The organism is Listeria cossartiae subsp. cossartiae, assembly GCF_014224155.1.
GTDB lineage: Bacteria > Bacillota > Bacilli > Lactobacillales > Listeriaceae > Listeria > Listeria cossartiae.
This window is the reverse complement of the sequence record NZ_JAASUI010000004.1, coordinates 42164-64267: the sequence shown is the minus strand read 5'-3', so window position 1 is coordinate 64267 and position 22104 is coordinate 42164. Positions and strand designations below refer to the sequence as shown.

The window sequence follows — 22104 nt, the reverse complement described above, 5'->3', positions numbered from 1 at the left end:
AAGCGGGGATTTGGGGATGAAATTAGAGCGGATTTTAGCGATATTGGTTATGATTTTGGAACGAAAAGTGCTGGCAAGTGAGCTGGCTGAAAAATTTGAAGTAAGCACGCGGACGATTTACCGTGATATGGAGACACTTTTGTACGCGGGATTTCCAGTCGTTTCTTTGCCGGGCAAAAATGGCGGATTCACGATGCTTGATACGTATAAATTAGCGACATTTACTTTTTCGGAGGCAGAAAAACAGATTTTGTTGGAAGCGTTAGAGGCGCGGTCGGAGTTTATGTTGAATGATAGCCAAGAAACGCTGCGAGAGAAAATCACCTTGTTGCAAACGGATAAGCCGGCAAGCAATCATATTTTCTTTGATTCCGCGACACAACATCGCCGCCAAATTGAAGCAGAAGTGAAGCGGAAAATTGCCTACATTCAAAAAGCATTTACAACTAATAAACAACTGAAAATTAGTTATATCGCCATGAGTGGTACAGAAACGGAGCGCGAAATTTCACCGCAGAAGCTAAACTTAATGGATGGTAGTTGGTATTTAGAAGCTTATTGCCATAAAAGAGCAGCGGTACGTCATTTTAAATTAACTCGGATAACCGCTTTGAAAGAAATGGATAAGGCAATTATGGAAATAGCGGAAATCAAGTATCAGCCCGGAGAAATGGAAAGAATCGTTTTGGAATTCCCGAAAAATCAGCTCGGGAAATTGTTGGATTATTTTTTGTGGGAAGAAATGGAAACAGGGGAAGACTATGTACGTGTGACTTTTCTCTATGATTTAGAGCGGCAAATAATTCCATTTTTACTGATGTTTGGTAGTGCTGTGAGAATTTTAGAGCCGGCATCGCTTCAAAAAGAATATAAAGCGGAAGTGGAAAAACTTTATTTTAATTTGAATTGTTGACAGATAGTTGTCAGGTTTTGTTCGCTATAATGATTTTAAAGGAGGCGGCAAAAGATGATTTTACAAGAGAATAAAGAAATTTTTGGGAAAAAGATACGTGCAAATAATGAAAATTTTAGTCCGATTGCAGAGCTTTGGGGTGAAGTGATGGTAGAGAAGCCTGCTGGGGATATTTTTGCGGTGTATAGCAATTATGCAAGTGATTATAAAGGCGATTACGATTTGTTGGTCGGAACGCAAGGTTGGGATGAAGAGAATAGCGCAATAATCGAGGCAGGAGCGTATTTGGTGTTTTCTGTAGATAATGCCAATCATAAAGGTGTTGAGGAAGCTTGGCAGGAGATTTGGGAGCGGGACAGTGAATTAAAGCGCGCATATAGAACGGATTTTGAATGGTATCATACAAATGGGAAAATAGAGGTATACATTTCGATATAAAAAATCCCCTCACAAGGAGGAGATTTCGTTACTATTTCAGTTTTTCAGCTGCTTTAGTTGGGACTTCTTTTTCTGCGACTTCTTCAAATGACGTTACGCCTTTGTCCTTTTTGCTGTAGATTTTCAAATAGGCGCCTTTGCGTAAGTTTTTGTCTGCAGAAAGAGTCACTTCTGTTTCTTTGCCAGTTTCATCATATGCTGGAAGTGTATAGGAATAGTTGAAGCTTACTTTTTTGCCCATTTCACCGTCTTTTGTAATTTTAACATAGGAAACATCTGCTCCTAGGCGGTTGGCGTTTTTAAAGTAATATGCTCCGAATCCGATCCCGATAAGTATTACTAAGCTCATAATAATAATAACGATTTTTTTCATGTTCATCCTTCCTTTGCTGAGTGATATCTTCCATTTTATAGGCAAATGGCGTTTTAATCCCTCGTGCAAGGCGACGAAATACGTATTTAAACTTACATATTTGTTAGAAAGGGGTCATGTTTATATGGCTAGACCAAAGAATAAAGCGGAATTGTTGCAACAAAGTGCGGAAAAGTATCAACAGTTGAATGATTTAATTGATTCTATTCCTAAAGAATCGCAGCAGATGGCGTTTCCGTTTGAGGACAGGGATAAGAATATACGCGATGTTTTAGTGCATTTGCATGAATGGCATAAGATGGCGCTCGACTGGTACCGGATTGGTATGAGCGGCGAGAAGCCATTTATGCCGGCAGAAGGGTATACTTGGAAAACGACGCCGGAACTTAATTTGGTTATTTGGCAGAAGTATCAAACAACCGATTTGGAGCGTGCAAGGGAATTACTGAATGAAACCCACAATAAAGAAATGATTTTAATTGCTGGACATTCGAACGAAGAATTATTTACAAAGAAATATTATAAATGGACGAATACGACTTCGCTTGGTGCTATTTTTATTTCAAGCACATCGAGCCATTATGACTGGGCAATGAAGAAAATACGGAAATTTAAAAAAGCCGCTGGAATCAAATGAATTCCAGTGGCTTTTTCTGTTTATTTTAAAGCGGATTCGTCTAAATAAGCGATTTCCCATAGATGATTGTCTAAATCGAGAAAACTTCGGCTATACATAAAATCATAGTCTTGCGTTTCTCCGGCTTGTTTGGCGCCGATTTTCAGAGCATGATCGACGAGATTGTCGACGTCTTGGCGGCTATCTTGGGTGATTGTGATGAGGACTTCGCGTGCTTTTGTTGTGTCAGCGATGCCTTCTTTATGGAAAGTCTGGAAGAAATCTTCTTTCAAGAGCATGGCGAAAATATTTTCCCCGATGAGCATTTGGGTAGCATTTTCGTCTGTGAATTGCGGGTTGAATTCGTAGCCAAGTTCCGTGAAAAAAGCGATGGTTGCTTGTAAATCTTTTACAGGCAAGTTAATAAAAATTTGCTTCGAGCGTGTTACCATAATTTATCACCTCCAGCCAAAAATAGCATGCAGAAAACTACATGTCAATGAATAAGTTGTGGTAAAGTAGGGAAGATATAAAGTAATCTAAAATTGAATATCAAAAAACCACTTGTAATCGGTTTCTTTTTGTACTATAATGTTAGAGAAAAGCATAGGATTGTTACTGCTGAGGCAGGCAAAACCTGAATTAATTCAAGTGCTATTTTGATATCAATAGCATTGGAATTAGTTTGGGTTTTTTTCTTTTGAAAGAGGTGAAAATGCATGATTATCAAAAAAATACTGAATAACAATGTTGTAATCGCCGAGGGTAAAAGTGGCAAGGAGTCTGTAGTGATGGGCCGTGGTCTTGCTTTTCAAAAGAAGATTGGAGATGAGGTGGAGGTAGCCAATATTGAAAAAACATTCGTAATGGAAACACATGAACTTTCAGAAAAGCTCTCTGAATTACTTAGCGAGATACCACTGAAACATTTACGTGTTGCGGATGATGTTGTCCAGTATGCGCAAGAAACGCTGGAAACAGATTTAAGTGACAATATTTATTTGACTCTCACGGACCATATTAATTTCGCAGTGTCACGGTATAATCAAGGTATCAACTTGAAAAACGCACTATTGTGGGAAATAAAACGATTTTATCATGCGGAATATTTAGTTGGCATGAAGGCTTTAGATTTTATCGAGCAAGAAGTTGGTATTCGCTTGGATGAAGATGAGGCTGGTTTTATCGCACTTCACATTGTAAACGCTAGACAAGACGGACAACAAATGCACATGACAGTAGCAATGACCCAAATTGTTCAAGATATTTTAAGTATCGTTACGTATCACTATGGCATGGTTTTAGATGAAACTTCACTGAACTACACACGCTTTATTACACATTTACAGTATTTCGCACAACGTTTACTTCGAAAAGAAATTGTCGATTCCGGCGATGACTTTTTATACGAACAAGTGCAACTCAAGTACCCCGAAGCTTTTAAATGCACGAAAAAAATTGATGCATATTTAATTAATACGCATCATACAGAATTAACAAGAGACGAACGTGTCTACCTTACAATTCATATTTATCGCGTCACAGAACGTAATACGATAATTAAAAAGGAAGACTAAATTTTTTTTGGACTTATATGTAATGGATTACAGAAAAGTACTGCTTAACGCGGTGCTTTTTTTATTGTAATTTTTTCTCGACTAATATGACGGAAAATAGCACGGCGAAAATACTTGTCGTTAATAAAACAGAACTGCGAACAAAGGCGTGCATTGGGATGAAAGCTAGTACGAGTGATAAAACTAGAAGCAAAATACCGATAATTATCCAGTAATTCCCAAGCAAGTGATGCGCTTTTTGCCAAGTAGTTTCGTTTTTTAAAGAAGCTTTCGTTCGGTAACTAAAGCGGCTTTCTTTATTTTTGGGCGGATTGACCCGGTAGATAATACCAAGAATAATGAGCAAAAGCGGAAAAATTAAATCAAGCATAGGAAACCTCCTTTTATGTACCATCGTAGTATAACAAATTATTGTGAAAAATTGAACGGTTTGCCTCTTTGGTTTAAGGGTATTGGTGAGGGAAGATGATCAGTTAGTTAAAAGGAGGAAAAAAGATGCTTTATAGTGAAAACGACAAGCGAAAACATGAAAGTTATCGAATCCCGCTCTTTGGATCTGAGGAAGAAAGCACGAGTATCCCAAAATATGTATTAAAAAAAGAACCAATGGAACCGCGTATTGCTTACCAACTTGTGAAAGATCAGCTGATGGATGAAGGGAATGCACGGCAAAATTTAGCGACTTTTTGCCAGACTTATATGGAAAAAGAGGCAGAAATACTGATGTCAGAAACGCTCGCGAAAAATGCGATAGATAAATCCGAGTATCCGCAGACAGCTGAACTAGAAAATCGCTGTGTCAATATTTTGGCAGATTTATGGAATGCGCCAAAAGATATGGCTTATCTAGGAACTTCTACAGTTGGCTCGTCGGAAGCTTGCATGCTGGGCGGTTTGGCAATGAAGTTTCGCTGGCGTAATAATGCAGAAAAGCGCGGCCTAGATATTCAGGCAAAACGCCCTAACTTAATTATTTCATCAGGTTATCAAGTGTGCTGGGAAAAATTTTGTGTCTACTGGGATGTTGATATGCGCGTCGTACCAATGGATAAAGAGCATCTTAGCATCGATGTGGATAAAGTATTTGATTTCGTCGACGAGTACACAATTGGGATTGTCGGGATTTTAGGTATCACTTATACTGGCAAATTTGACGATATTGCTTTGTTAGATGAAAAAGTAGAAATTTATAATGAAGCAAATGAGCATCAGTTAGTCATTCATATTGACGGGGCGAGTGGCGCGATGTTTACACCATTTGTGAACCCAGAATTGCCTTGGGATTTCCGTTTGAAAAATGTTGTTTCGATTAATACTTCTGGTCATAAATATGGTTTAGTCTATCCAGGTGTTGGTTGGATTTTATGGAAAGATAAAGAATATTTGCCAAAAGAACTTATTTTCGAAGTAAGTTATTTAGGTGGTTCGATGCCGACGATGGCGATTAATTTTTCCCGTAGTGCGAGCCAAATTATCGGTCAATATTATAATTTCTTGCGTTATGGCTTTGAAGGTTACCGAGAAATTCACGAAAAAACAAAGAAAACGGCGCTTTACCTCACAAAAACAGTAGAAAAAAGCGGCTATTTTGAGATTATTAATGATGGCGCGAATTTGCCAATTGTGTGTTATAAAATGAAGGACGGACTTGATGTGGAGTGGACTTTGTACGATCTTGCTGACCAACTTTTGATGAAAGGCTGGCAAGTTCCGGCGTATCCACTACCGGCTGATTTAAGTGATACCATTATTCAACGTTTTGTTTGCCGGGCAGATTTGGGTCATAATGTGGCGGAAGAATTTGCTGCTGATTTCAGAGATGCACTTCATAATTTAGAGCATGCCAGAGTGCTTTATCATGACAAAGGACGCAATGATTCTTACGGATTTACGCATTAAAAAAGAAGACTTGGATGGCGTGTCCAAGTCTTCTTTTTATGAAAGTGGTAGCCAGTCAATGATTTCTTTGATGCTTTTATCCCAAAATTCCCAGTCATGGTCGCCGGGGCCTTCGCGATATTCTAACGGGGCATTTCTCTCAAGTGCAAAATCGCGGAAACGAATATTATCCTCATAAAGGAAATCCTCTGTGCCGCAATTTTGGAAAAGGGCTGGTAATTCGGTTTGGTTGTTTAGGTTGGTTTCTAATAAATGAAAGAGATCGTTTTCCGTACCAGTTTGGCTGGTCATTTCGCCGGTGATGGCACGTGTGCTGAAATTTTCGAAGCAGTCTTCTTTAATGATATAATTAATATCCATGACGCCGGACATACTTGCTGCGGCTTGGAATTTTTCTGGGAAAGTAAGTGCAACTTTGAACGCACCGTAACCGCCCATCGAATGCCCAGCAATGAAAGTATCTTCTCTTTTGTCGGAAAGTGGCAGCCAGTTTTTCATTACGTGTGGAAGTTCTGTGCTAACAAACTCGAAAAAGTCGCGACCGTGAACCATGTTAGAATAGAAACTATGGTCTGCGGCGGGCATGATGACAGCGAGTCCTTTTTCCGTGGCGTAGCGTTCGATATTTGTATTACGTACATAAGTTGTGTGGTTATTAGATAAGCCATGCAGAATATATAATGTTTTATATTTAGAAATGGAGCCATGGTAAAGTGTTTCTGTTTCGGGCAAAATCACCGTTACACTTGTTTGCATAGCTAAACATTCAGATTTAAAATTTAGTTCTAAAATAGCCAATGTAGGGGCCTCCTGACGTGTCTTTTTTTCTAGTATACATGATTTTCAAGCGAAATAAAATAAATATAACTTATCTTATGAGTTAACTCGGAATTAAATGTAAAATAAAGAACCTGCGCGAACAGGTCCTCGTTATTTTTTAATACTTAGCTTCTTTTTATCAACGATGTTTAAAATTTCTTCAAGTTTGCGATTCTTTTCGAGAATGGCGGCTTCTTTGAATTGTTCCGTTGTGACTGGGGGCATCGTTTCTTTGCAATTTTCATGCGATAGATTTGGAAAAAGATTGTCGGTCATTTTTCATCGCCTCCTTATGTTAATTATAAAGTATCAGCTGGAAAATATCGACTATTTGGATATAGATGAAAATAATTCTCAATTAGGGGTTCGTCTTTTTGAATATCGTGTTATAATTTAGTAAAATGAAAAGGACAGTATTGTGGAGGGGAATTATGAAGAAAATTACTATATTGACGTTAAGTATAACAGCCGCACTACTCCTTGCTTCGTGTGGAAATGATACTGCAACGGATACAAATAATGAAACAACCAAAAACGAAACAAAAGCGAAAGCGGCTCTATCAATAACAGATATGGCTGGTCGTGATGTTTCTTTTGATAAAAAACCAGAACGAATTATCGCGCTAACGAATGCAGATATGAATATTATCTATGCGCTTGGTGGAACGGTAGTTGGTCGCCAAACGACGGACGCAAGCGGTGTTCCAGCCGGTGCGAAGAAAGCAACAGAAGTCGGTAATACCCATGATTTAAACTTAGAAAAAATTGCCGCTCTTGGTGCAGACGCGATTGTAGCAAGTTCCGAGCAAAATTTAAAAGATGTTCCCGCAATGGAAGGTGTCGGCCCGAAAGTGGTGCTGACTGGAGCGAATTCCATTGACGAAATTAAAAAACAAACAGCCGTACTTGGCGAACTTTTAGGTAAAGAAACGAAAGCGAAAGAGTTAGAAGCGAGTATTGATCAAAAGGTAGCAGAAGTGAAGCAGAAGCAACAAGGTAAAAAAGTACGCGCACTCCTTGTTCTAGGAGCTCCCGGAAGTAATTACGCGGCACTGCCATCCTCGTTAAGTGGAAATGTGTTAGAAATTGCTGGTGGAGAAAATGTCGCGAAAGATTTTAAAGGCGTGGAAAACTTTCCGCAATATGCATCGATGAATGTAGAAAAAATTGTTGCTGCTGACCCAGAAGTGATTTTCCTAATGATCCACGGTGGGGATGAAAAAGAAACAGAAGCAGCATTTAAGAAAGAAATGAAACAAAATGAAGCTTGGAACTCAACAAGCGCTGTTAAAAATGATCATATTGTCGTACTTCCGGCAGAACTTTTCGGAACGAATCCTGGTATGAAAATTGATCAAGCATTGGATTATATGACAGATGAAATAAATAAGGTGGATAACTAATGACAACTGTGAAGGCGCACGATCCGCGGCGAAAACGTAGACGGATAACTTTTATTGTAGTAATCGTTTTACTTATTTTAGCTTTTTTCTACGGGCTGACAACTGGGTCCGTGAAAGTTACATATAGTGACGCTTGGCAAACTTTAACTGGTGGTGGGAGCGACCTTGCAAATCAATTGATTTGGAATTTACGTTTGCCGCGGTTATTAATTGCGTTCTTGGTTGGCGCGGCGCTAGCGATTGCTGGTTGCTTACTACAGGGCGTGATGCGGAATCCATTAGCTGACCCGGGAGTGATTGGGGTTTCGGCGGGTGGTGGATTTGTCGCGATTTTGATGACATTAGCATTTCCGGCATTAGCTTCTTTTGTGCCGATTGGTGCATTTTTAGGTGCGTTTGGTACAGCCATTTTAATTTACTTACTTGCATGGGACCGCGGCGTTTCTCCGTTACGTGTCATTTTGTCCGGGGTTGCGATTAATGCCTTTATTGGGGCGATGACGTCTGGCGTAATGGTACTTTATAGCAACCGGGTCCAAAGTGTTATTTCGTGGATGACAGGGACGCTTTCTGGGAAAAGTTGGTATCATTTGGATATGATTTGGCCATATATGTTGGTCGGATTTGTTTTAAGTGGTTTTGCAATTCGTTCTTCCAATGTGTTACTCCTTGGGGATGATGCGGCGAAATTGCTTGGCTTTTCTGTAGAACGACACCGCTTTTTCATTATTATGTTAGCGGCGTTTCTAAGTGGGGTTGCGGTCAGCGTAGCCGGATTGATTGGTTTTGTTGGTCTGGTTGTGCCGCATATTTTCCGTTTAATTATCGGTAATGACTACAAGTATTTATTACCACTATCCGCACTTGGCGGGGCTTTATTAGTGGGTTTTGCTGACACAGCGGCGAGAAGCTGGTTTGGTTCGATTGAGCTGCCGGTTGGAATCCTGCTTGCGATGATTGGCGCACCATTCTTCTTATTCTTACTTCAAAGAGGGAGGGTTGCATCATGAAGCCAGCATTAGAACTAAAAAATGTATCTTTCGCGCGTAAAAGAGACTTTGAAATGAAAAATGTGAGTGCGCGCATTCCAGAAGGTAAAATCACCACACTTATCGGTCCAAATGGCTCAGGAAAATCAACCATGCTTCGTTTGATGATGCACCTTTTGAAACCAGATAGTGGAGAAGTTTTATTGGACGAAAAAAATATTATCGAGATTCCTTCCAAAGACTTAGCGAAGAAAATGACGATGCTATCACAGGCGCCAGAAGGTTTGGTCGATGTGATGGTACATGATTTGGTTGCTTACGGTCGATTGCCACACCGGAGTTGGCTTTCCACTTTACAAGAAGAGGATGAGGCTGTCATTCAGTGGGCCATTAAGGTATGTAATTTAGAGGAACTAGCTTATCGACCGCTGCATTCATTATCGGGCGGTGAACGTCAACGCGCTTGGCTAGCAATGGCGCTCGCGCAAAAAACACCGATTTTGCTACTAGATGAACCAACTACTTACTTGGATATTGCGCATCAACTGGAATTGCTAGACTTACTCGTGCATTTAAATAAAGAATATAATTTAACTATTGTGCTCGTTTTACATGATTTAAATCAAGCGGCGATTTATAGTGATTATGTCTTTGTGTGTGAAAATGGACAATTAGTTGAAAATGGTACGCCTAGAGAGGTTTTCACTACCGAACTGCTTCGCGATGTTTTCCATATTACGGCGGACATTACCGAAAAAGACGGCAAACAGCATATTCATCCGCTTGCTTCGACCCGGTTTGAATATTAAAGAAAACAGAAAGAAGATTAGAATTTGGTGAAAAAGCTTCCTATCCAAGGTAAACTTTATTATAATAGATGAAGGCTGTTGCTCTTTTTAAGAATAGCAGCCTCTTTACATTTAAATTCAAACATAAAAGGACGGAAAACAATGGCTAGAAATAGAAAAAAGGCAGTTCGAGTAGATTATTCGATTATATTTTTAATGATGTTGCTATGTGTTATTGGTCTTGTAGCGATTTATGTCGCTGGGCTTGTTAACGACCAGTATACAAATAATTTCTTATTGCAACAGTCTATTTGGATTGTTATTTCTACAGGTGTCGTTGTTGTTATTGTACTTTTTTTCGACTATGATAAACTGCAATGGGCGGCGTACTATCTTTATGGAATCGGTAACTTACTTCTTGTGCTTGTATTAATTGTTGGTGACGAGCGAAAAGGTTCCAAAAGTTGGATTAGTATCGGATCGCTAGGGAGCTTACAACCATCGGAATTAATGAAAAGTTTTTTAATTTTAGCACTTGCAAAAGTAATTTGGGACCATAACAAAAAATACAAATTACATACCGTAAGCTTAGATATGCAATTACTTTTAAAAATAGGTATTGTTTCTATTCTTCCACTGGGTCTTGTAGCACTTCAGCCGGACCTTGGAACAATTTTAGTTTTTATTGCGATTATTGTTGGTATGGTATTTATTAGTGGTGTGACATGGAAAATTTTATTACCAGTTTTTAGTTCGATTGCTGTTATTGGTGGAACTTTAATTTATTTAGTTATGTACAGCCCTGGAGTATTACAAAAAATCGGCTTCAAACCGTATCAATTTAAACGTATCACTTCTTGGTTAAGGCCGGAAGAGGATCCGCTTGGTGACGGGATGCAGTTGCTGCGTTCGATGCAGGCGATTGGTTCAGGCCAGTTACAAGGGAATGGTATCGGTAATCAGGCAATTGCGATTCCGGAAAACCATAATGATTTTATTTTCTCTATTGTTGGTGGGAATTTCGGTTTCATTGGTGGCTGTGTGCTTATTATGTTATACTTTTTACTGATTTACCAAATAATTCGAGTGGCTTTAGATATAAATATTCCTTTTTACTCGTATATTTGTACGGGTGTTTGCTCGATGATTTTATTTCACGTTTTAGAAAATATCGGGATGACGATTGGTCTTCTTCCAATTACCGGTATTCCACTACTTTTTGTCAGTTATGGGGGAAGCTCACTTCTTGGCGCGTTTATGGCACTTGGGCTCGTGTTATCGGCGAGATACAATGCTCCGGAAGTTAACTTAGAAAAAGGAAATCGTTTCATGTGATTTTCTTTTTTAAACTGTTTGGGAGAAAGAGTTAGTTTTGTTTATCAAACCAACCAGTAAGGAGTAATTAAATAATGAATCAACAAAATAAACTAGCTGGACGCATTGATTACGGGATTGTTTTATCGATGATGTTACTTATGATAATCAGTTTGGTGTCCATTTATAGTGCGCAATTAACAAATAATCAATACGATGCAAACTTTGTTGTCAAGCAAGGTATGTGGTTCGTGGTTTCGACCTTTGCGATTATTGTCGTGATGCAACTAGATTATGACCGGCTTACGAAATGGGCTTATTACTTTTATGGACTAGGCCTATTTTTACTTGTGTTTGTGTTGCTTTTTGGGAAGGAAGTAAAAGGTGCGAAAAGCTGGATTGTTATTCCATTTTTAGGGAACATTCAGCCATCTGAGGTTGTAAAAGTTATCTTAATTGTCGTTTTAGCGAAAGTGATTTGGGATCATAACCGGACGTACAAAGTTCATAATTTGAAAATGGATGCTTGGTTACTAATAAAAATCGGCGTATTTACGTTAGTTCCGCTTATTCTTATTATGTTGCAACCCGATTTAGGGACGGCGCTAGTATTTATCGCAATTATGTCGGGAATGATTCTTATTTCTGGGATTACTTGGAAAATCATCGTGCCGCTGTTTGGCTCGATTGCGGCGATTGGGACGGCGCTGATTTGGATGGTTATTTATCATCAAAATTGGCTGACGAGTCTTGGTTTCAAACCGTATCAATTTGAGCGGATTACGACGTGGATTAACCCGGAAAATGACCCTCAAGGCGGGGGCTACCAAGTGCTGCGAGCGATGACGGCAATTGGTTCCGGACAGATTTCTGGAAACGGTGCGGGATATGACGCGATTGCAATTCCGGAAAATCATAATGACTTTATCTTTACCATTGTAGCCGGTGATTATGGCTTTATCGGCGCTAGTATTTTACTGGCAATTTATTTCTTGCTTATTTACCAAATTATTCGTGTCGCACTTGATGTCGCTGTACCATTTTATTCTTATATTTGTACGGGTGTTGTGATGATGCTGATGTTCCACGTACTGGAAAATGTCGGGATGAATATTGGTTTGCTTCCGATTACCGGTATTCCGCTTCCATTTATTAGTTACGGAGGTAGCGCCCTGCTCGGAAACATGATGGCAGTCGGGCTCGTGCTCGGGATAAGGTTTAACTTTAAGAAATCAATGTTTGAAGTAAAACAAGAAAATCAAGTATCATAAAAGTAAAAATACAGAAGTCGATAATGGCTTTTGTATTTTTTTGAAAGACTAATGAATACGCTTTCAAACTCTCTGCTTTTTTCTAAGTGTTGCCATTTGTACTTTCTGAAAAAATGCACTATGATAGTAATAGAATGCAATCGGAGGGAGAGACAAAATGATTAATTTTTATTGGTATCCAAAATGTAGCACCTGCAAGAAAGCAAAAGCATGGCTTGAGAATGAAAACGTTGATTTTAAAGAAGTAGACATTAAGACTGAAACCCCGACTGCCGCAGAATTACAACAATGGCATGAAGCTAGCGGGCTTCCAATCCGTCGTTTCTTTAACACTAGTGGTATTAAATACCGCGAACTAGGACTGAAAGACAAACTCGATACACTTTCGCCGGAAGAAGCTTATGAATTACTTGCTTCAGATGGTATGTTAATCAAACGACCATTAACTACGAATGGCAAAGAAGTAACGCTTGGTTTTAAAGAAGGCGATTTTGAAGCAACTTGGAAATAGTCAATATAGATAATTGCACGAAAAAGGAGGAGTTTTGAGAATGAGTTTACCAAAAGACTTATTGTACACAGAAGAACATGAATGGGTGAAAGCAGACGGCGGTAGTTACGTTATTGGGATTACGGATTTTGCTCAAGATCAATTAGGGGATATCGTGTTTGTTGAATTGCCAGAAGTTGGCGATACTGTAACAAAAGGCGACTCGATTGGGAGCATTGAATCTGTAAAAACAGTATCTGATTTTTACGCACCAGTAACTGGTAAAGTAGTTGCTGTTAATGAAACGTTAGAAGATGAACCAGAACTAATTAATAGTAATCCATACGATACAGGCTGGATTTTAAAACTTGAAGAAGTGGAAGAAGCAGACGTTGCGGCTCTTTTATCAAGTGATGATTACGAAAAAGTATTAGATTAATTTTTTAGAAGGCCGGCTTGGGATAACCGAAGCTGGCTTTTTTTGATAGGAGGCGTTTTTTCTGGAAATTTGGGAAAAAGAAACTTTAAGCGCGGCGCAAAAAAATGACGCGGACTTTGTCGTTTTCTTTTTTACGCCGATGTGTGGTAGCTGCCAGATAGCAAGTCGATTGGTAGACGTGGTTTTGGAGGCAGACAGCATTAAGCATGAAGTCGCAAAAGTTGACTTGAATTACGTGCCTGAAATTGCGCAAACCCTTGAAATCACTTCTGTCCCGGCGCTAGTGAAATTTAAGAATGGTAAGCCAGCAGATTTGAGTTATCAATTACATGATGCAACCGCTATTTTTGAATTCCTGTATAGCAAGTAATACAGGGATTTTTTCTGTGTTGAATTTTGCCTCGATACAAAAAAGTTTCGCAGCCGATATAGAACTGCGTTTAGCTAAAAACGTTGCTATAGACACAATTCTACTGCTTGTGGTAAGATGTTCAAGTTGTTAATTTACGTGTTTTATAAAGAGAAATTTTTGGTGAAACATAATATATCGGAGGCTTTTTCTATGAACCATTCTAATCTTACTATTTTATCTGTGTGTAGTAATTTTGTAATTGTTGTACTTAAATTGATTGTCGGCTTTTTTACAGGTTCTGTGGCAGTGATTTCGGAAGGGATTCACTCGTCAATGGACTTATTTGCGTCAATCATCACTTTCTTCTCGATTCGGATTTCTAATCAACCGGCCGATGAAGATCATCCATATGGACATGGAAAAGCAGAAAATATTGCGGGAACGATTGAAACGTTACTTATTTTTGTGGCGGGGATTTGGATTATTGTTGAATCGGTTAATAAACTAGTGAATCCACACGAAATTCGTTTTCCGGCGCTTGGTATTATGGTGATGCTATTTGGTGCTATCATTAATATTATTGTGTCACGTGTGATAAAAAAAGCGGCAGATGAAGCGAATTCGGTTGCGATGAAATCGAATGCGTTACATTTGTATACAGACGTTTTCACTTCACTTGGTATTGCGCTTAGTTTGTTCCTTGTATACATAACGGGCTGGCTTTGGTTAGATCCAGTCATTGCGATTTTAACGGCGTTTTACATCATGTACGAGGCATATAAACTGCTAAAAGAGTCTTTCCCACCATTAATGGATAAACGTTTATCTGCTGATGAAGAAGAGGCTATTAAACAGATTATTTTAGCGCATAAAACAAAATTTATTGAATTTCATGATTTTCGTTCGAGACGGGCGGGCGCAGAAGAATATATTGATTTCCATTTAGTTGTATCTTCCACGATGACGATTGAAAGTGCGCATTCGCTTTGTGATGAAATTGAGGCAGAGATTATGAATTTTTATGCGAAAGCGGAAGTTCTAATCCACCTAGAGCCAGAAGAAGAACGCGTTTTTACTAGAGTTTGAAACAAGGTTCTTTCTATTCGATTTGTTGCTAAAGTGTTACAATAGGTAGAAATAAGAATGGAAAGGACAATGAGTATGACAACTTCTATTTTAATTGCTGATGATGACAAAGAAATTGTTGATTTAGTGAAATTATATTTACAAAATGAAGGATATACGATTTATCAAGCGTACGATGGTGCGGAAGTATGGCGTTTAGTACAAGAAAAACAGCCAACTTTAGTGATTTTAGATATAATGATGCCTGAAATGAACGGCTTAGAAGTATGCCGATTAATGAGAGATAATGGGATTTTGACACCGATTTTAATGCTGAGCGCAAAAGCAGAAGATAACGATAAAATTATGGGGCTATTAACAGGGGCGGATGATTATATGGTCAAACCGTTCAACCCATTAGAGCTTTCTGTACGCGTAAAAGCGATTCTAAGACGAATGCAGCAAATGAGCCAAGCGGAACCTGCTAGCCAAGATAAAGTGGTCATCGGGCCTATCGTGGTCGACCGTGGATTGCATGTAGTAACCGTTAGCGGCAAAGAACTGCATTTGACGACTTCTGAGTTTGATATTTTATTTTTATTAGCAAGTGAACCTGGTCGCGTCTTTAGTTCCGAATATATTTTCGAGAAAATTTGGCAAGAGAAAGCGCTCGGAGCAAGTAAAACGGTCATGGTTCATATCAGTAATTTGCGGGATAAATTGCGCGAGGCGATGGGCGGAGAAAACGTGATTAAGACCATTTGGGGAGTAGGGTACAAAATTGAAATCTAAACTGGAAATGTTGTTTACGAAAATTAGTCACGTGATGAATATTTGGCAGGCGACTTTTTTTGCAGTTACTTCTTGGGTTTTGGCTTTGCTTACTATCCAGACTATTTATTTATGGAGCATTTCCATCCGTGATGATTCCTTGTTTTTACGGGAAGTATCACAAGCCATCGTGCAACTATTTGGAACGAATAAATATACGCGAATCATGCAATCTTTTTGGATGCTATCGCTGAAATTTTTGATTATCTTTTTAATCGCTTGTTTATTCTTTTCCTTTTTCTATCGGTTTATGCGTCAAAGAATATTGAAAAAACAATTACGGACAATCAATTTTGCGCTAAATGACGGGAAACCGGTCGATACTGAGAGTTTTGTGCCGGAAATCCAAGAATTGGAACGCAACATTGAAAATATGCGGGAACGGCAGAAAAAATTGATGCAGCAAGAGGAACAAGCCCAGCAAGCTAGGAATGACTTGATTACAAATGTTTCTCATGATTTGCGGACGCCGTTGACTTCGATTTTAGGGTATTTAAGTTATATTCACGAAGATCGTTATCGCGATGAAATTGAGCTGCGTTATTATACCGAGCTTGTTTACGGAAAAGCGCGCCATTTGCATAAACTAATTGATGATTTATTTTCTTATACGAGACTTGATAGCGTGGAATACCGCTTGAAAAAAGATGAATTGGATATTATTGAATTGCTCCGACAATTAGTCGCTGAATATGACGGACGAGCGGCGGAACGCAACATGCAAATCATCGAACATTTTGATGCCAATAAATTAATTATCGGCGGCGATGGCAACCAAATCATGCGCTTATTTGAGAATTTGTTTTCGAATGCGCTTAGATACGGAGAGGGCAATAAACAAATTGATGTCAGCGCTAAAAAAGAAGATAATATGGCGGTTATTCGCGTGACAAACTACGGCGAAGAAATTCCGAATGTCGATTTACCTTACTTGTTCGAACGTTTTTATAAAGTAGATAAAAATCGGACGACAACAGGAACGGGATTAGGGCTTGCGATTGCGAAGTCTATCGTTGAAAAACACGGCGGAATTGTTACTGCAGAAAGCAAAAACCGCAAAACCAGTTTTATCGTCAAATTGCCGCTGATTTAATCTTTAACAATTCTTAAATGTTTCTTTCCTCGTGATTTATGTTCTTTCGGTAGAATATAAATCACGGAGGAGAGGAAAATGAAAAAACATATTGTTTTAATTGTTGTTGCTTGTATCACGGTGATTGCAGTATTTATGTACATAGTTCAAGTGAATAATAGCGAATTAAAATATCAAAATAGGGCCCAAATTAAAATAGCCTCTCAAATGGCTAGTGAAGATGAAATGGGAGATAGTTGTATAGTTAGTGAAATAACTTACAAATAAATCGATATAAGTAAAAAAGTTATTGACAAAGTTTACTAGACAAGGTAATATGAAAAAACAAGAAACGTCACTATAGTCACAAATGAAGTGATTTAATAATATGTAGAAATCTTATCCAGAGTGGTGGAGGGAAATGCCCTATGAAACCCAGCAACCTAAACAGTAATTCATTATGTGTTTAAGGTGCTAAGTCATGCAGAACAGCGAATTGTTCTGAAAGATGAGAAGGAAGCTAGTCCATTTGAAAAAATGCTGCCTTTCTGCTCATCAGCAGGAAGGCTTTTTTGTATATCAGAATGTAGAAAAGGTGATAGAGATGATTACGTTACAGAACGTTGTAAAAGAATACACGTCCAGAAACAACAAAGTTCTCGCAGTCGACCATGTCGATTTAGAAATTGAACAAGGCGAGATTTTCGGCGTAGTAGGTTATTCCGGAGCTGGTAAGAGTACACTGATTCGGATGTTTAATGGACTGGAATTGCCAACAGAGGGATCTGTTGAAGTCGACAATTTACTGATTAGTCAAATTCGCGGTGGAAAACTAAGAAAAGCGCGCCAACAAATCGGGATGATTTTCCAGCATTTTAATTTATTGTGGTCACGAACAGTCGCGGAAAATATCGCATTCCCGTTAGAAATTGCAGGTGTGCGCGGCGAAAAAAGACGTTTTCGTGTAAATGAACTTATCCGTCTTGTTGGTTTGGAAGGGAAGGAAAACGCTTATCCAGCCGAACTAAGCGGTGGTCAAAAACAGCGGGTCGGTATCGCAAGAGCGCTCGCAAATAATCCAAAAGTGCTGCTTTGCGATGAAGCAACATCTGCACTAGATCCACAAACAACCGATGAAGTGTTAGAACTCCTCCTAGATATCAATAAACGCCTCAACTTAACAATCATCGTTATCACCCACGAAATGCACGTAATCCGAAAAATTTGTAATCGCGTCGCAGTAATGGAAAACGGAAAAGTAGTCGAACTCGGCGACGTATTAGATGTTTTCCGCCACCCCCAAGAAAAAGTAACGAAGCGCTTCGTTCGCCAAGTTACCGACTCAGACGAAACCGAAGAACTCATCCACTTACTCCTAGATAATTACTCCGAAGGCAAAATCGTCAAACTACTCTTTATGAGCGAAAATGCCACCCAACCAGTCATATCCCAAGTAGCAAAAGAAAATGATGTATTGCTAAATGTCCTTCACGGCAACTTAACGCAAACACAAAACGGCGCATACGGAACGCTTTACGTACAGATTTTAGGTACAGAAGATGCGATAAATGCGAGTCTAACACAGCTACGTCAACTTAAAGTAGAAACGGAAGTGTTAGAACGATGACTAAATTACAAGAATTATTTCCAAATGTTGATTTTCAAATGATGTGGGTCGCAACCCAAGAAACGCTATACATGACACTAACCTCATTATTCGCAGTCTTCTTACTAGGGATTGTACTAGGCTTACTGCTATTTTTAACAAACAACAAAAAGCATGTCGGAGCGCGCATTCTTTACTGGATAACAGCCATCTTGGTCAATGTGTTCCGCTCAATCCCTTTTATTATTTTAATCGTACTACTTTTACCGATGACGAAATCGCTTGTCGGAACAGTAATCGGGCCGAAAGCAGCACTACCAGCTTTAATTATCTCGGCTGCTCCGTTCTATGGTCGAATGGTAGAAATTGCCTTTCGTGAAGTAGATAAAGGGGTTATTGAAGCAGCAAAATCGATGGGTGCCAACATGTTTACCATTATTGGGAAAGTGCTTATCCCAGAAGCCTTGCCAGCGATTATTTCTGGTATCACAGTGACAGCCATTTCACTCGTTGGTTTCACAGCGATGGCAGGTGTCATTGGTGCAGGTGGCCTCGGAAATGCGGCGTATCTCGAAGGCTTCCAACGTGGACAACCTGATGTAACCGTACTCGCGACAATTATTATCTTAATTATCGTCTTTATTTTCCAGTTTATCGGCGACTTCCTGACAAAACGAACCGATAAACGCTAACCAATGTATATGAAGAAATTTATATAAAAAAACGCGGAATCCCCGCAAAAAAGGAGAGAGTTTCATGAAAAAGGTTCTTGGTTTCATTTTCACATTAAGTTTAGTTTTAGTACTTACAGCTTGCGGCAGCTCCTCAGATAAAGCTTCATCTAGCAAAGAAGACGATAACAAATTGGTAGTGGGAGCTTCGAATACACCCCATGCCCAAATTTTAGAACAAGCAAAACCGATTTTGAAAGAAAAAGGAATTGACTTGAAAATTGTTAAATATACAGATTACGTTATGCCTAATAAAGCTCTAGACGAAGGCGATTTAGATGCTAACTATTTCCAACATAAACCATATCTTGAACTAGAAGAAAAAGAAAAAGGATACAAATTTGCGGATGTTGGTGCAATTCACATCGAGCCAATGGGCCTTTATTCTAAAAAAGTAAAAAACATTAAAGACTTGAAAGACGGCGCACAAGTATTACTTTCTAACTCAAAATCTGACTGGCCGCGTGTCATTGGTATTTTTGTGGACAACGGACTTTTAACATTGAAAGATGGCGTGAAACCACAAGATGCAACATTTGACGATATTAAAGATAATCCGAAAAACTTGAAATTCAAATATGACTTTGACCCAGCCTACTTGATGACTGCTTACAATAACGAAGAAGGCGATGTTGTAGCTATCAACTCGAATTTTGTTGTAGACCAAGGCTTAAACCCTTCTAAAGATGCAATTGCAATCGAAAGTAAAGACTCTCCATATGCAAATATCGTTGTAACTACGGAGAAGAAAAAAGACGATAAAAACATTAAAGAGCTAGTGAAAGTACTACATTCTAAAGAAATTCAAGATTACATTACGAAAGAATGGGACGGCGCAGTTGTTCCGGTTGATAAATAAATAGAAAAAAATCCTTTTACCGCAGTGGTAAAAGGATTTTTTTATTGTTCGCTGCTTAAATATAATTTTAGTCCATCAGAAATGGCTTTATCTAGTTCTTTTTTGGAAACAATGTCTTTACCTTCTGGCATTGCAGGGACTTTTTCGTAGTCGAGCATATCAACTGTTGTTGTGAAGTTCATTAAGTCTTTTGTTTTCGTATCTTCAAATTTAGTAGTGATAGTCGCTTTGCTGAAGCCTTTTTTGCTGTCAGGTGTTAAGGTTAAATTGAAATCCAAGGTTTGCGCTTCGTTGCCTGTTAATTCTTTCAAAGCTGTTTGGACGCTCTTTTGCGCCGCATTCCATTTTTTCTGTGCTGCTTTTTGCGTACTGCCATCAATTTCTGAAATAAGTGCGACAATATTTCCGTTATCGTTAAGTTCTGTAAACACGGCATTGATTAAGTCGCTGATTTCGTTTTTAGATAATTTTAGAACGACATCACCGTTGTCTTTAGAGGTGAAATGCTGGTCGTCTAGGTCGTTTAGATAACTGTAAATCGCAATACCGGCATCTTCTTCAATTTTCTTCAATTCTTGTGCTTGGCGGTCTACGGTTTCAGTATCAATGGTTTGATTAGAAAAGTTTTGGATTGTTTCGAATAAATTTAAGTATTTTGATTCTAAGTCTTTGTTTTGTTTAAGCACTTGATTGAAAATTTTCGCTGCTGATTCTGGTAGCAAATTCGAGATGCTTTCAGAATCGTCATAGATATCCGACACTGGGATATAAGCTTTGCCATCGTCACTGTTTTGTAATGCGTGTACCGTTAAGTCAAGTGGCTGTTCGCCTTTCCAGTGGACGGTGTAGGCACTATACGAAGAGGCAGAATCGCTATCAACGGAAATTTTATATTGAATGTTTGATTTTTTTAGTTGGTTTAAGTCAATTTCAGGTCCAAGTTGTTCTACATAACCTTCAGAAAGGTCGTTCACTTGGAAAGTTACGTTTGTTGTATATTGTCGATTTTCAGCTGTTTTTTGTAAGGCAGCAGTGAAGTCGGACTTGGGGGAGCTACACCCAGATAAAGTGGCTAAAAGCAATACAAAGATGGTCGCAGCCATTATTGCTTTCTTCATATTTTAAATTCTCCTTCAATAATTAATCGTTTATTACAAAAAAGTTATTATGTTGCAATTTTGTTACGTTACAACAATACCATATATAAATAAGATATACAATCCCTTTTTTATGGTGAAAAAGCCCTGTCTTTTATTGGTATAGTGCGTTGTATCGTTTAGGTTGTCGATTCTCAAATAAAATAGAAATAATGATAATGCGAGAAAACTGGAAAAAAACCCTTATTAATAGTAGAATGAAGGGGAGAATGCGAAGAATACTGGTTTTTATAGTTGTAATCAGATTAGAATTATACTAAACTAGGATTATGCAAATTTTACACTAGGGAGGACTTTTTTTATGGCAACTTTAAAGATTCAAGATTTACATGTTGAAATAGAAGGAAAAGAAATTTTGAAGGGCGTTAACCTGGAAATTTCAACTGGCGAAATCCATGCTATCATGGGACCGAACGGAACAGGTAAATCTACGTTGTCCTCAGCTATTATGGGGCATCCAAAATATGAAGTAACACAAGGAACAATCACACTTGACGGGGAAGATGTACTCGAAATGGAAGTAGACGAACGCGCTCGTGCTGGTCTTTTCTTAGCGATGCAATATCCAAGTGAAATTAGTGGGGTTACAAATGCTGAATTCATCCGTGCAGCCATCAACAGTCGTCGTGAAGAAGGCGACGAAATTCCAGTTATGCAATTTATCCGTAAATTAGATGCAAAAATGGAAATTTTAGATATGGATGAAGAAATGGCAGAACGTTATTTAAATGAAGGGTTTTCAGGCGGAGAGAAAAAACGTAATGAAATCTTGCAATTATTAATGATCGAGCCAAAATTAGCGATTTTAGATGAAATTGACTCCGGTCTTGATATCGATGCGCTTAAAGTTGTTTCTAAAGGTGTAAATGAAATGCGCGGCGAAGGCTTTGGCTGCTTAATCATTACCCATTACCAACGTTTACTGAACTACATCACACCAGACTTTGTTCACGTAATGATGCAAGGTAAAGTAGTGAAAGAAGGCGGACCTGAGCTTGCGAAACGTTTAGAAGCAGAAGGGTACGACTGGATTAAACAAGAGCTTGGAATCGAACTTGAGGAAGAAGAAGCAGTAGACCAACAATAAGGAAGTGAGGTTAAA

General features: G+C 38.8%; 27 protein-coding genes and 1 riboswitch. Of the genes, 21 read left to right on the top strand and 6 right to left on the bottom strand.

All coding sequences use genetic code 11. The features are described 5' to 3' along the window. The first annotated feature begins 16 nt into the window (after positions 1–16). Positions 17–913, top strand: a complete 897-nt coding sequence (locus HCJ30_RS11730; RefSeq protein WP_185392300.1) for a helix-turn-helix transcriptional regulator — start codon at positions 17–19, stop codon at positions 911–913. Between the two features lie 54 nt (positions 914–967). Then, positions 968–1351 carry a GyrI-like domain-containing protein gene (locus tag HCJ30_RS11725; protein ID WP_185392299.1) on the top strand — a complete coding sequence of 128 codons (384 nt, stop codon included), beginning with the start codon at positions 968–970 and terminating at the stop codon, positions 1349–1351. A 31-nt stretch (positions 1352–1382) separates the two neighbouring features. Here the strand turns inward: HCJ30_RS11725 and HCJ30_RS11720 are convergent, their stop codons facing one another. After that, positions 1383–1724 carry a YxeA family protein gene (locus HCJ30_RS11720; protein ID WP_185392298.1) on the bottom strand — a complete coding sequence of 114 codons (342 nt, stop codon included), beginning with the start codon at positions 1722–1724 and terminating at the stop codon, positions 1383–1385. Between the two features lie 124 nt (positions 1725–1848). Between HCJ30_RS11720 and HCJ30_RS11715 the strand changes: the two genes are divergently transcribed. Further along, the gene (locus tag HCJ30_RS11715; protein ID WP_185392297.1) at positions 1849–2361 is read left to right on the top strand and encodes a ClbS/DfsB family four-helix bundle protein; all 513 of its coding nucleotides are present in this window, start codon (positions 1849–1851) and stop codon (positions 2359–2361) included. Positions 2362–2381: 20 nt separating this feature from the next. Here the strand turns inward: HCJ30_RS11715 and HCJ30_RS11710 are convergent, their stop codons facing one another. Then, positions 2382–2792 (bottom strand): VOC family protein, encoded by a 411-nt coding sequence (locus HCJ30_RS11710; RefSeq protein WP_185392296.1) that lies wholly within the window; start codon positions 2790–2792, stop codon positions 2382–2384. 267 nt (positions 2793–3059) lie between these two features. Here HCJ30_RS11710 and licT point away from each other — a divergent pair, with 267 nt between their 5' ends. Further along, positions 3060–3917, top strand: a complete 858-nt coding sequence (gene licT / locus HCJ30_RS11705; RefSeq protein WP_185392295.1) for a BglG family transcription antiterminator LicT — start codon at positions 3060–3062, stop codon at positions 3915–3917. A 61-nt stretch (positions 3918–3978) separates the two neighbouring features. Here the strand turns inward: licT and HCJ30_RS11700 are convergent, their stop codons facing one another. After that, positions 3979–4287 (bottom strand): SdpI family protein, encoded by a 309-nt coding sequence (locus tag HCJ30_RS11700; protein ID WP_185392294.1) that lies wholly within the window; start codon positions 4285–4287, stop codon positions 3979–3981. A gap of 125 nt (positions 4288–4412) precedes the next feature. On the opposite strand from HCJ30_RS11700, the gene gad reads away from it, so the two are divergent. Further along, positions 4413–5816, top strand: a complete 1404-nt coding sequence (gad, locus tag HCJ30_RS11695; protein WP_185392293.1) for a glutamate decarboxylase — start codon at positions 4413–4415, stop codon at positions 5814–5816. A gap of 36 nt (positions 5817–5852) precedes the next feature. Here the strand turns inward: gad and HCJ30_RS11690 are convergent, their stop codons facing one another. Both HCJ30_RS11690 and HCJ30_RS11685 read right to left on the bottom strand, forming a co-directional pair. Then, positions 5853–6614 (bottom strand): alpha/beta hydrolase, encoded by a 762-nt coding sequence (locus tag HCJ30_RS11690; protein ID WP_185392292.1) that lies wholly within the window; start codon positions 6612–6614, stop codon positions 5853–5855. A 132-nt stretch (positions 6615–6746) separates the two neighbouring features. After that, positions 6747–6911 carry a hypothetical protein gene (locus HCJ30_RS11685; RefSeq protein WP_185392291.1) on the bottom strand — a complete coding sequence of 55 codons (165 nt, stop codon included), beginning with the start codon at positions 6909–6911 and terminating at the stop codon, positions 6747–6749. A 155-nt stretch (positions 6912–7066) separates the two neighbouring features. Here HCJ30_RS11685 and HCJ30_RS11680 point away from each other — a divergent pair, with 155 nt between their 5' ends. From HCJ30_RS11680 to HCJ30_RS11610, 15 genes are all read left to right on the top strand, one after another. Further along, on the top strand, positions 7067–8038 hold the full coding sequence (locus HCJ30_RS11680) for an ABC transporter substrate-binding protein (RefSeq protein WP_185392290.1): 972 nt from the start codon (positions 7067–7069) through the stop codon (positions 8036–8038). Further along, positions 8038–9048 carry a FecCD family ABC transporter permease gene (locus HCJ30_RS11675; protein ID WP_003732470.1) on the top strand — a complete coding sequence of 337 codons (1011 nt, stop codon included), beginning with the start codon at positions 8038–8040 and terminating at the stop codon, positions 9046–9048. The genes HCJ30_RS11680 and HCJ30_RS11675 overlap by 1 nt, the downstream gene beginning before the upstream one ends. Continuing rightward, positions 9045–9836, top strand: a complete 792-nt coding sequence (locus HCJ30_RS11670) for an ABC transporter ATP-binding protein (protein ID WP_185392289.1) — start codon at positions 9045–9047, stop codon at positions 9834–9836. Before HCJ30_RS11675 ends, HCJ30_RS11670 begins: the two co-directional genes overlap by 4 nt. 141 nt (positions 9837–9977) lie before the next feature. Further along, on the top strand, positions 9978–11150 hold the full coding sequence (rodA, locus tag HCJ30_RS11665; RefSeq protein ID WP_185392288.1) for a rod shape-determining protein RodA: 1173 nt from the start codon (positions 9978–9980) through the stop codon (positions 11148–11150). A gap of 74 nt (positions 11151–11224) precedes the next feature. Continuing rightward, positions 11225–12400 (top strand): rod shape-determining protein RodA, encoded by a 1176-nt coding sequence (gene rodA, locus HCJ30_RS11660; RefSeq protein WP_185392287.1) that lies wholly within the window; start codon positions 11225–11227, stop codon positions 12398–12400. A gap of 157 nt (positions 12401–12557) precedes the next feature. Further along, a complete protein-coding gene (locus HCJ30_RS11655; protein WP_185392286.1) occupies positions 12558–12911 on the top strand; it encodes an arsenate reductase family protein in 354 nt (117 codons plus the stop codon). Between the two features lie 40 nt (positions 12912–12951). Next, entirely contained in the window at positions 12952–13329 is a 378-nt protein-coding gene (gene gcvH / locus HCJ30_RS11650; RefSeq protein ID WP_185392285.1) for a glycine cleavage system protein GcvH, read from the top strand. 139 nt (positions 13330–13468) lie between these two features. Further along, a complete protein-coding gene (locus HCJ30_RS11645) occupies positions 13469–13699 on the top strand; it encodes a thioredoxin family protein (RefSeq protein ID WP_260444435.1) in 231 nt (76 codons plus the stop codon). 192 nt (positions 13700–13891) lie between these two features. Further along, positions 13892–14767, top strand: a complete 876-nt coding sequence (locus HCJ30_RS11640) for a cation diffusion facilitator family transporter (RefSeq protein ID WP_185392284.1) — start codon at positions 13892–13894, stop codon at positions 14765–14767. Between the two features lie 75 nt (positions 14768–14842). Then, a complete protein-coding gene (gene cesR, locus HCJ30_RS11635; RefSeq protein ID WP_185392418.1) occupies positions 14843–15538 on the top strand; it encodes a response regulator CesR in 696 nt (231 codons plus the stop codon). Then, positions 15528–16670 carry a histidine kinase CesK gene (cesK, locus tag HCJ30_RS11630; RefSeq protein WP_185392283.1) on the top strand — a complete coding sequence of 381 codons (1143 nt, stop codon included), beginning with the start codon at positions 15528–15530 and terminating at the stop codon, positions 16668–16670. Before cesR ends, cesK begins: the two co-directional genes overlap by 11 nt. Before the next feature lie 78 nt (positions 16671–16748). Beyond that, positions 16749–16937, top strand: a complete 189-nt coding sequence (locus tag HCJ30_RS11625; protein ID WP_185392282.1) for a hypothetical protein — start codon at positions 16749–16751, stop codon at positions 16935–16937. 108 nt (positions 16938–17045) lie between these two features. Beyond that, positions 17046–17164: riboswitch (SAM riboswitch) on the top strand. Between the two features lie 89 nt (positions 17165–17253). Then, positions 17254–18276: a methionine ABC transporter ATP-binding protein gene (locus tag HCJ30_RS11620; RefSeq protein WP_185392281.1), complete on the top strand. Its 1023-nt coding sequence runs from the start codon at positions 17254–17256 to the stop codon at positions 18274–18276. Next, the gene (locus HCJ30_RS11615) at positions 18273–18947 is read left to right on the top strand and encodes a methionine ABC transporter permease (protein WP_185392280.1); all 675 of its coding nucleotides are present in this window, start codon (positions 18273–18275) and stop codon (positions 18945–18947) included. The genes HCJ30_RS11620 and HCJ30_RS11615 overlap by 4 nt, the downstream gene beginning before the upstream one ends. Before the next feature lie 64 nt (positions 18948–19011). Next, positions 19012–19845, top strand: a complete 834-nt coding sequence (locus HCJ30_RS11610; RefSeq protein ID WP_008948664.1) for a MetQ/NlpA family ABC transporter substrate-binding protein — start codon at positions 19012–19014, stop codon at positions 19843–19845. Positions 19846–19886: 41 nt separating this feature from the next. Here the strand turns inward: HCJ30_RS11610 and HCJ30_RS11605 are convergent, their stop codons facing one another. Continuing rightward, positions 19887–20963, bottom strand: coding sequence for an Lmo2079 family surface lipoprotein (locus HCJ30_RS11605; RefSeq protein WP_185392279.1), 1077 nt, complete (start codon positions 20961–20963; stop codon positions 19887–19889). A gap of 340 nt (positions 20964–21303) precedes the next feature. On the opposite strand from HCJ30_RS11605, the gene sufC reads away from it, so the two are divergent. Continuing rightward, positions 21304–22089: a Fe-S cluster assembly ATPase SufC gene (gene sufC / locus HCJ30_RS11600; RefSeq protein ID WP_185392278.1), complete on the top strand. Its 786-nt coding sequence runs from the start codon at positions 21304–21306 to the stop codon at positions 22087–22089. Positions 22090–22104: the final 15 nt, after the last annotated feature.